The 8,175-nt window shown below is 69.6% G+C and carries 10 protein-coding genes; 9 read left to right on the top strand and 1 reads right to left on the bottom strand.

Features of this window, described 5'->3' with window-relative positions:
- The 9 genes from QM624_RS06060 to QM624_RS06020 all read left to right on the top strand — a co-directional run.
- Window positions 1–225: WYL domain-containing protein (locus QM624_RS06060; protein ID WP_415089788.1), on the top strand; the 225-nt coding region annotated here is incomplete at its 5' end.
- A complete protein-coding gene (locus QM624_RS06055) occupies window positions 222–1,202 on the top strand; it encodes a helix-turn-helix transcriptional regulator (protein WP_415089786.1) in 981 nt (326 codons plus the stop codon). The genes QM624_RS06060 and QM624_RS06055, both read left to right, overlap by 4 nt.
- Window positions 1,199–1,378: a hypothetical protein gene (locus QM624_RS06050; RefSeq protein ID WP_415089784.1), complete on the top strand. Its 180-nt coding sequence runs from the start codon at window positions 1,199–1,201 to the stop codon at window positions 1,376–1,378. The genes QM624_RS06055 and QM624_RS06050 overlap by 4 nt, the downstream gene beginning before the upstream one ends.
- 36 nt (window positions 1,379–1,414) lie before the next feature.
- A complete protein-coding gene (locus tag QM624_RS06045; RefSeq protein WP_415089782.1) occupies window positions 1,415–1,672 on the top strand; it encodes a twin-arginine translocase TatA/TatE family subunit in 258 nt (85 codons plus the stop codon).
- A gap of 66 nt (window positions 1,673–1,738) precedes the next feature.
- Window positions 1,739–2,509, top strand: coding sequence for a twin-arginine translocase subunit TatC (tatC, locus tag QM624_RS06040; protein WP_415089780.1), 771 nt, complete (start codon window positions 1,739–1,741; stop codon window positions 2,507–2,509).
- Window positions 2,506–3,402 (top strand): diacylglycerol/lipid kinase family protein, encoded by an 897-nt coding sequence (locus QM624_RS06035; RefSeq protein ID WP_415089778.1) that lies wholly within the window; start codon window positions 2,506–2,508, stop codon window positions 3,400–3,402. The genes tatC and QM624_RS06035 overlap by 4 nt, the downstream gene beginning before the upstream one ends.
- Window positions 3,403–3,579: 177 nt before the next feature.
- On the top strand, window positions 3,580–6,312 hold the full coding sequence (locus QM624_RS06030; protein WP_415089776.1) for a DEAD/DEAH box helicase: 2,733 nt from the start codon (window positions 3,580–3,582) through the stop codon (window positions 6,310–6,312).
- A gap of 108 nt (window positions 6,313–6,420) precedes the next feature.
- Complete coding sequence (locus tag QM624_RS06025; RefSeq protein ID WP_415089774.1) at window positions 6,421–7,068, top strand: hypothetical protein; 648 nt, start codon at window positions 6,421–6,423, stop codon at window positions 7,066–7,068.
- A 20-nt stretch (window positions 7,069–7,088) separates the two neighbouring features.
- Window positions 7,089–7,598, top strand: a complete 510-nt coding sequence (locus QM624_RS06020; protein WP_415089772.1) for an OmpA family protein — start codon at window positions 7,089–7,091, stop codon at window positions 7,596–7,598.
- Between the two features lie 22 nt (window positions 7,599–7,620).
- On the opposite strand, the gene QM624_RS06015 is transcribed toward QM624_RS06020, so the two are convergent.
- Complete coding sequence (locus QM624_RS06015; protein ID WP_415089770.1) at window positions 7,621–8,142, bottom strand: hypothetical protein; 522 nt, start codon at window positions 8,140–8,142, stop codon at window positions 7,621–7,623.
- Window positions 8,143–8,175 lie beyond the last annotated feature (33 nt).

The following is an 8,175-nucleotide window of genomic DNA, read 5'->3' as shown; positions in this document are numbered from 1 at the left end:
GTGGTCGCCATCCGCGGCGACAAGGCGCCCGACCTGCGGCGTCGCGGCGTCCCGCTCCCGGACGCGGCACCGCTGCCGCCCGGCTTCGCCGCGTGGCGCGTCCCGTACACCAGCGATCGCGAGTTCGTCACCGAGGTGTGCGGGTACGGCCCGGCCGTGCTGGTGCTGGAACCCGCCGCGCTGCAACGCCAGGTGATCAGCCGGCTGATGGCGGTGGCTCGATGAGTACGTCGCTGGACCAGGTGTCGCGACTGCTCGCACTGGTGCCCTACCTGCAGGCCCACCCGGACGCCGACCTGGCCGCCACCGCGCAGGCCTTCGGCGTCACCCCCCGCCGCCTGCTGGCCGACCTGGAGGTGCTGTGGTTCGTCGGGCTGCCGGGCGGAATGCCGGGCGATCTGATCGACATCGACATGGACGCCGTCGAGGAGCAGGGCCGGATCAGCCTCAGCAACGCCGACTACCTGTCGCGTCCGATGCGGTTCACCATCGAAGAGGTGACCAGCCTGATCGTGGCGTTGCGTGCCGTCCGGGAGGTCACCGGTGGTGCCGCCGGTGAGGCGGTCGACTCGGCGCTGGCCAAACTGTCCAAGGTCGCCGGCGCACAGGAGAGCAACCGGGTCGGTTTCGCGGTCGCCACCTCCGAAAGCGCCGTGCGGGAGCGGTTGGCGTCCGCGATCGCCGTCCGCCAAGCCGTGCGGCTCAGCTACGACGGGTTCACCCGCGCCGAAACCACCACGCCGGTGGTCGAGCCGCACCGGCTGAGCGTCCGCGACGGCTACGTCTACCTGGAGGGCTGGAGTCGCGACCGGGACGCCTGGCGCACCTTCCGGCTGGACCGGATCGCGTCGGTCGATCCCGCCGAGGGCGGCGTCGCCGATCGGGGCGAACCGCCGCCCTTCGACGGCGGCTGGCTCGAGGTGCGTCCCGAGGCGGCGCTGGTCACGCTGACGGTGACCGATCGGACGCACTGGATCAGCGAGTACTACCCGGTGCGCTCGGTGGAGCGGTTCCGCCGCGGCTGGCGGGTGCAGCTACTGGTCGCCGATCCTGCCTGGCTGCGCTCCCTGTTGCTGCGGCTCGGCCCCGAGGTACGCGCCGTGGACCCGCCCGAGGCGGCCGAGTCGGCCCGCGCCGCCGCGTCCGAAGCTCTGGAGCTGTATGCGGAACTCGGGTCGGGATCGGTTAGTCTCGCTCCATGATGTGGGTGTGGATCTTCCTCGGTATTGCCCTGGCAGGGCTGATCACCGTGGGTTCCTACGCGGTCTGGCTGGCCCACAAGGCGTCCGATCTGTTCAGCGAACTGCAGATGCTGGGTAAGCGGGCGGAAGAACTCGCCGATCTGGTCTCGCAGGTCAAGATCCCCAGCACTGAGTAGACTCGCCGAGTTACTCGCAACGAAGGAGCACAGCGCATGTTCGGCCTGCCTGGCGGTATGGAATGGGTCATCCTGGCGATCATCGCCCTGCTCGTGTTCGGCGGCAGCCGGCTCGCGAATGCGGGTAAGAACGCCGGCAAGGCGATCCGTGAATTCAAGGAAGAGACGTCGTCGCTGAAGAAGACCGACACCCCGCCCGCGGTTCCGCCGGCCGCGCCGCTCGCCGAGCCTGAGGGCATCGTGCACGAGGGCGAGATCGTTCCCGATGAGAAGGACAAGGGCCAGCGGGCCTGATCGACCGTGGCCCGACGGTTCAGCCTCGGGTGGCTCAAACCGCCCCCCAAATCACCGGACGGGGTGATGTCGCTCGGCGACCACCTGCGTGAGTTGCGCTATCGCGTCGTCTTCTCGCTGATCTGGATCGTGCTCGGCATGATCGTCATCGCCGTCTTCTACAACCAGGTGTACGGCTTTCTCACCCAGCCCTGGTTGTACGCCAAAGAGATCCTGAGCGAGACCAACCCCGAACTCAGCACCCAGATGGTGCTCTCGGGCGTCACCACGCCGCTATCGCTGGCACTGAAGATCTGCGGTGTCGGCGGACTCGTGCTGGCCTCCCCGATCTGGCTGTACCAGGTCTGGGCCTACATCGTTCCGGCGCTGCTGGCCAAGGAGAAGCGCTGGGCGCTCACCTTCCTCGCTGCCGCGCTGCCGCTGTTCCTGGCCGGCGTCACCGTCGGCTACCTGGTGCTGCCGCAGGGCATCTCGGTGCTGATGTCGTTCACACCCGAGTCGGTGCCGATCACCAACCTGATCGAGATCGACAAATTCCTCGAACTCATGCTGCAACTGATGCTGGTCTTCGGGCTCGGCTTCCTGATGCCGGTCGTGGTCGTCGGCGCCAACCTGGTCGGGGTGGTGAAGGGCAAGCAGTTGGCCAAGGCGCGCACCTACGTGATCTTCGGCACCTTCGTCTTCGGTGCCGCCGCCACCCCGTCGACCGATCCGTTCTCGATGCTGGCGCTGGCCATTCCGATGTCGCTGCTGTTCCTGGCCGCCGAGTTCATCTGCCGGGCCAACGACAAGCGCAAGGCCCGCCGCGAGGCTGCCGCGGAACTCGCCACCTCGTGAGCGACGGCGCCCGGCGCGTCCACCTCGTCGTCAACCCCACCGCCGGACGCGGACGTGCCCGCCGCCTGCTGCCCAAGGTCGCCGACGCCCTGCGCGCCGCGCTGCCGTCCGATGCGTTGCGGATCGTCGAGGCCACCGACGCCGAACACGCCGAGGCCGCCTGTCGCACGGCGGTCGCCGAGGCGGACGTGCTGTTGGTGATGGGTGGCGACGGCATGGCGCACCTCGGCCTGAACGCGTGCGCCGGAACCCCGGTGCCACTGGGCGTGCTGCCCGCGGGAACCGGCAACGACCTGTGCCGAGGGCTCGGACTGCCGCTGGGCGTCCGGGACGCCGTCGTCGCGGTGACCCAGGGCCGCCGCCGCAGGGTCGACCTGGCCCAGGTGACCAAACCGGACGGCACCACCCGCTGGGTGGGCTGCGTGGTCTCCAGCGGATTCGACTCCCGGGTGGCGTTGCGGGCCGCCGCGCTGCGAGTGCCGCTCGGTCCGCTGGCCTACGCGGTCTGCGCGCTGGCCGAGCTGCGCACCTTCCGTCCGCTGCGGTACCGGCTGAAGGTCGACGGCGCCCCACGCGAGCTGGATTCGATGGCGATCTTCGTAGCCAACGCCGAGTTCTTCGGCGGCGGCATGCGGGCCGCGCCCGGCGCGGACGTCCACGACGGACTGCTCGATGTGACCGTGATCCACCCGGTCGGACGGGCGACGCTGCTGCGGCTACTGCCGTCGCTGTATTCGGGCGGATTCGTCCGGCACCCCGCGATCGAGCGGTTCCGGGCGTCCGAGGTGGTGGTGGACGGCGACGGCCTGATCGGCAGCGGCGACGGCGAGGCCCTGGGCGACGTCCCGCTGCGGGTGGCAGCAGTGTCGAACGCGCTGCACGTCCTCGGCTGACCGGACAGTTCTTCGCACATCCGGGGACGGTTCTTCGGCGTTCGAATTTCGCACGTTGGGGGACGGTTCTTCCGCGTTCGAAATTCGCACGTTCAAGAACCGTCCCCGCGCGTTCGAGATTCGCACGTTCAAGAACCGTCCCCAGGTGTTCGAGGGGCGCGCGGTAGGTTGGCGGCGATGAACACCGACACCGGAACCTTGCTGCGAGCCTTCGCCTCCGGCTACGGCTTTCCCCTGGACACCTACCAGTTGGATGCCTGCCGCCACGTCGAGGGCGGCTCGGGCGTGCTGGTCGCCGCGCCCACCGGCGCCGGCAAGACGGTGGTGGGGGAGTTCGCGGTGTTCCTGGCGCTGCAGCGCGGCACCAAATGCTTCTACACCACGCCTATCAAGGCGTTGAGCAACCAGAAGTACCACGACCTGGTCGAGCGGCACGGGGCCGAGAACGTCGGGCTGCTGACCGGCGACGTCACGATCAACGGTGAGGCGCCGGTGGTGGTGATGACCACCGAGGTGCTGCGCAACATGATCTACGCCAACTCGCCGACGCTGCGCCGGCTGGGTTTCGTGGTGATGGACGAGGTGCACTACCTGGCCGACCGGTTCCGCGGAGCGGTCTGGGAAGAGGTGATCATCGGGCTGGCCGAATCGGTCCAGGTGGTCTCGCTGAGCGCCACGGTGAGCAATGCCGAGGAGTTCGGCGCCTGGCTCGACGAGGTCCGCGGCGAAGTCAAGATCGTGGTCTCCGAGCGGCGTCCGGTGCCGCTGTTCCAGCACGTGATGGCCGGACGCCGGCTCTACGACCTGTTCGACGCCGAGGCACCCACCGCGACACCGCTGCCCGCCGGCCAGGTGGACGTCAATCCGGAACTGCTGCGGCTGGCCAAGGAGGAATCGCGCAACGTCCGCGACGACTCGCGGAAGATGCGCAACCGGCGCACCCGCAACGCCATCGAGAAGCGCAGCCCGCGCTCGTCCCTGGTGCCGCGTCGCGATGCCACGGTCGAGAGGCTGGACGCCGAGGGCCTGTTGCCGGCCATCTTCTTCATCTTCAGCCGGGCCGGCTGTGACGCTGCCGTCGGGCAGTTGATGCACTCCGGGCTCCGACTGACCAACTCCGCCGAACGTCGCGAACTCGAGGCGATCGCCGCCACCCACATCGAGGGGTTGTCGCCGTCCGATCTGGACGCCCTCGACTACGGCAGCTTCCTGTCGGCGTTCCGCAACGGCATCGCCGCCCACCATGCCGGGCTGCTCCCCGCCTTCAAGGAGTGCGTCGAGGAGGCGTTCGTCCGCGGCCTGGTCAAGGTGGTGTTCGCCACCGAAACCCTGGCGCTGGGCATCAATATGCCGGCCCGCAGCGTGGTGCTGGAACGGCTGGTCAAATACAACGGCGAGACCCACGCCCCGATCACGCCCGGCGAATACACCCAGCTGACCGGACGTGCCGGACGCCGCGGCATCGACGTTGAGGGCCACGCGGTGGTGCTCTGGCAGACCGGGATGGATCCGCGCGCGGTCGCCGGCTTGGCGTCCCGACGCACCTATCCGCTGCGCTCGTCGTTCGCGCCCACCTACAACATGGCGGTCAACCTGGTCGGATCGGTCGGACGCGAACGCGCCCGGGTGCTGCTGGAGCAGTCGTTCGCCCAGTACCAGTCCGACCGCCGGGTCGTCGGCCTGGCCCGCTCGATCGCCCGGGCCAACGAACAGATCGCCGGCTACCTGGCCCAAGCTGCCTGTGACAAGGGCGATTTCGTGGAGTACGCCCGGCTGCGTGCCGAGATCTCCGCGCTGGAGGCCGAGGCGGCCCGCAGCCGCAAGGCTGACCGGCGCGCCGAGTCGCTCAGTGTGCTGCTCGAGTTGCGGCCCGGCGACATCCTGCGGGTGCCGTCCGGACGGCACACCGGCTGGGCGGTGGTGGTCGATCCGGGCCTGGCCAAGGGCGATCCGAGCCCGATGGTGATGACCGAGCAACGCCAGTTGAAGCGGCTGTCGCTGGTCGACTTCCCGACCCCGCCGGTGGTGGCCGGACGGATGCGGGTGCCGAAGCACTTCGACCCCCGGCAGCCGGCGTCCCGGCGCAATCTGTCGGCGGCGTTCCGTTCCAAGCTGGCCGAGATCGACCTGACCCAGCCCCGCTACTCGCCGTCCGCCATGGACGAAGAGGTGGCCGGCCGGATCGCCGAGCTGCGCACCCAGCTGAGGGCGCACCCCTGCCACGACTGCCCGGACCGGGAGAATCATGCCCGCTGGGCGGAGCAGGCGCTGCGGCTGGAACGCGAGAACGCCGGACGGCAGCGCCAAGCCGACCGGCGCACCAACACCATCGCCGTCCGCTTCGACCGGATCTGTTCGGTGCTGGAGTCGCTCGGCTACCTGACCGAAGGCGGCACCGAGGTCACCGATGCCGGACGGAAACTGGCCCGGATCTACGCCGAACTCGACTTGGTCAGCGCCGAATGCATCCGGGCCGGCGTCTTCGACGGGCTCTCGGCGCCGCAGTTGGCGGCCGTGCTGTCGTCGGTGGTCTTCGAGGCCCGGGGCGGCGACCGGCGCCGTCCGCCGCGGATGCCCGATCGGGCCTCCGAGATGGCGCAGCAGGAACTCCGCCGGGTCTGGCGCGACGTCGGGCTGACCGAACGCGACCACCGGCTGGAGCGTGGCCCCGAACCCGACATCGGGTTCGCCGAACCGATCCACGGCTGGGCGTCCGGACGTCCGCTGGGCGACGTGCTGGACGAGTCCGGGCTGACCGCCGGCGACTTCGTCCGCTGGGCCCGCCAGGTGGTCGACTTCGCCGGTCAGGTCGCGCAAGCCGCCGGACCCGGCCCGCTGCGCACCACCTGCCGCGAGGTGATCGACCGGGTGCGCCGTGGCGTGGTGGACGCCGCGCCGCTGGAGGACTGATCGGCTCGGCCTCCTCGCGCCAGGAGTTATCCACAGGCGACAGAGCTGGACCCGGTCGATGACGCCATCGGCCCTTACGGTAAGAGTCCCGGAACGAGGAGGCTCTCCATGCGCATTCTGTTGTCCACCCTGGTCGCCTGTCTGCTCCCGCTGGCCGGCTGCACGATCGGCAACACGACGACGACGTCCACGGCCCCGACCGGTCCTTCGACCGAGACCGCGTCTGCCGATGCCACGCCGGCCAGTGCCGCGGCCACGCCGAGCGCCGGCGGCCAGCCCAGCCCCGAGGCGTCCGATCTGCCGGTGCTGGCGGCGCGCAAGACCAGCCTGGACGGAACCCCGGCGACGATCAGCCTCAACGAGTTGTCGGTGCACGACCGGGTGACCACCCTCACCTGGACCGTGACCAACGATCGGCCGGCCGGAACTTCCGGCGTAGGCATCCAGATGCAGGCCGGGACCTTCGGCGACGGTCAGACTGCGCGTGTCCCCGGCACCGACAACGAGGTGCCTGAAGACCGCTACTACGTCGACGGGGTGTACCTGGTCGACGGCGTCAACAAACTGCGCTACCTGCCGGCCCGCGACTCGCAGGGGGTGTGCGTGTGCAGCTATGCGCCCTCGAGCACTTTCATCCGCGCCGGTCAGTCGCTGCTGTTCAGCGCGGTGTTCAAGGGAGTGCCGGACGGTGTCGCCACCGTCGACGTGACGATTCCGCGGGCCGGCACGTTCACCAAGGTGCCGGTGCAGCGATGATCCGGAGGCTGACGATCCCCGTGACTGCTGTGCTGCTGTGCCTGCCCGTGACCGTCGCTCATGCCGACCCGTCGGAGCAGCCGACGGACCCCTCGACGGCACAGAACTTTCCGGTTCTCAGCATCGACGGCGAGGCGCGCGAGATCACCTTCCCGGTGGCGAGCCTGGATGGCTCGATGACCGAGGACGGCCGCACCATCACGCTGCGGGCGGATGTCTTCTTCGCCTACAACAAGGCGACGCTGAACGCGAAGGCCGGTTCGGCCCTGCGGCAGGCAGCGGCGAAGCTGGAGGAACTCGGCGCGACCAAGGTCAGCGTCGCCGGGCACACCGACAGCAAGGGCAGTGCCAGCTACAACCGAGGGCTGTCCCAGCGCCGCGCCGAAGCCGTCCGCAAGGCACTGCTGGCCCGGTTGCCGCAGTTGGCCGTCACGGCGAAGGGCTACGGGGAGAGTAAACCGGTGGCGACCAACAAGACCGGCAAGGGCCGAGCTCTGAACCGCCGGGTGGTCATCACCGTCACCGACTGAACACCGAGCCGACTGAACGCGGTCATCCGGCGCGCGTGGTGCGCCAGAGCGCCATGGCTCCGCAACCGAAGGCCAGGCCGAGGGTGCTCAACAGCGTCCAGTCGGCGGCGCGTTGCCGGTCCGCGAACTGGTCGCTGAGCGGGGGCAGCACGGCCAGCCGGGTGTTGACGATCAGCATTGCCAGGGTCGATTCGCGTGCGGCGTCGTCCGGTGTCTTGAGTGCCAGCAGGCGGCTGACGAAGGTGTCGATCTCGGCGCGGGCATGCGGCGCCAGGTCTTCCAGGACGCGCTGGTTCTCCCTTATCTCCGATTCCGGCGTGGGTGTGCCGGGCGCCGCGGTGAACGGGGTGTAGCCGCGAGCCGCGTACGCCATCCGGTCATGGAACCGGCTCTCGAGGGTGTCCCAGGCGAGCTGTGCGGACAATCGCTGCTGCGCTGCTCCACGGGCGGCGTGCTGGGTCAGCCCGATCGCGGCCGAGCCGGCCACCAGAACGGCGAGCAGTGCGACCAGCCAGGTCGTCGGTGCGCGCAGGTTCATCAGCATGTCCCTCCTGAGGTCTGCTGGGCAGAATAGGCG

Origin of the sequence: Micropruina sp. (assembly GCF_047606365.1) — a bacterium.
In the GTDB taxonomy this organism is placed as follows: domain Bacteria; phylum Actinomycetota; class Actinomycetes; order Propionibacteriales; family Propionibacteriaceae; genus Micropruina.
Note: the sequence above shows the minus strand (reverse complement) of the source record. Positions and strands in the feature narration are given on the sequence as shown.

Excerpts from the sequence above, each read along its gene's own strand:
- QM624_RS06025 (WP_415089774.1), top strand. The coding sequence starts at position 6,421 with ATGCGCATTCTGTTGTCCACCCTGGTCGCCTGTCTGCTCCCGCTGGCC.
- tatC (WP_415089780.1), top strand. The coding sequence starts at position 1,739 with ATGTCGCTCGGCGACCACCTGCGTGAGTTGCGCTATCGCGTCGTCTTC.
- QM624_RS06050 (WP_415089784.1), top strand. The coding sequence starts at position 1,199 with ATGATGTGGGTGTGGATCTTCCTCGGTATTGCCCTGGCAGGGCTGATC.
- QM624_RS06030 (WP_415089776.1), top strand. The coding sequence starts at position 3,580 with ATGAACACCGACACCGGAACCTTGCTGCGAGCCTTCGCCTCCGGCTAC.
- QM624_RS06015 (WP_415089770.1), bottom strand. The coding sequence starts at position 8,142 with ATGCTGATGAACCTGCGCGCACCGACGACCTGGCTGGTCGCACTGCTC.
- QM624_RS06055 (WP_415089786.1), top strand. The coding sequence starts at position 222 with ATGAGTACGTCGCTGGACCAGGTGTCGCGACTGCTCGCACTGGTGCCC.
- QM624_RS06045 (WP_415089782.1), top strand. The coding sequence starts at position 1,415 with ATGTTCGGCCTGCCTGGCGGTATGGAATGGGTCATCCTGGCGATCATC.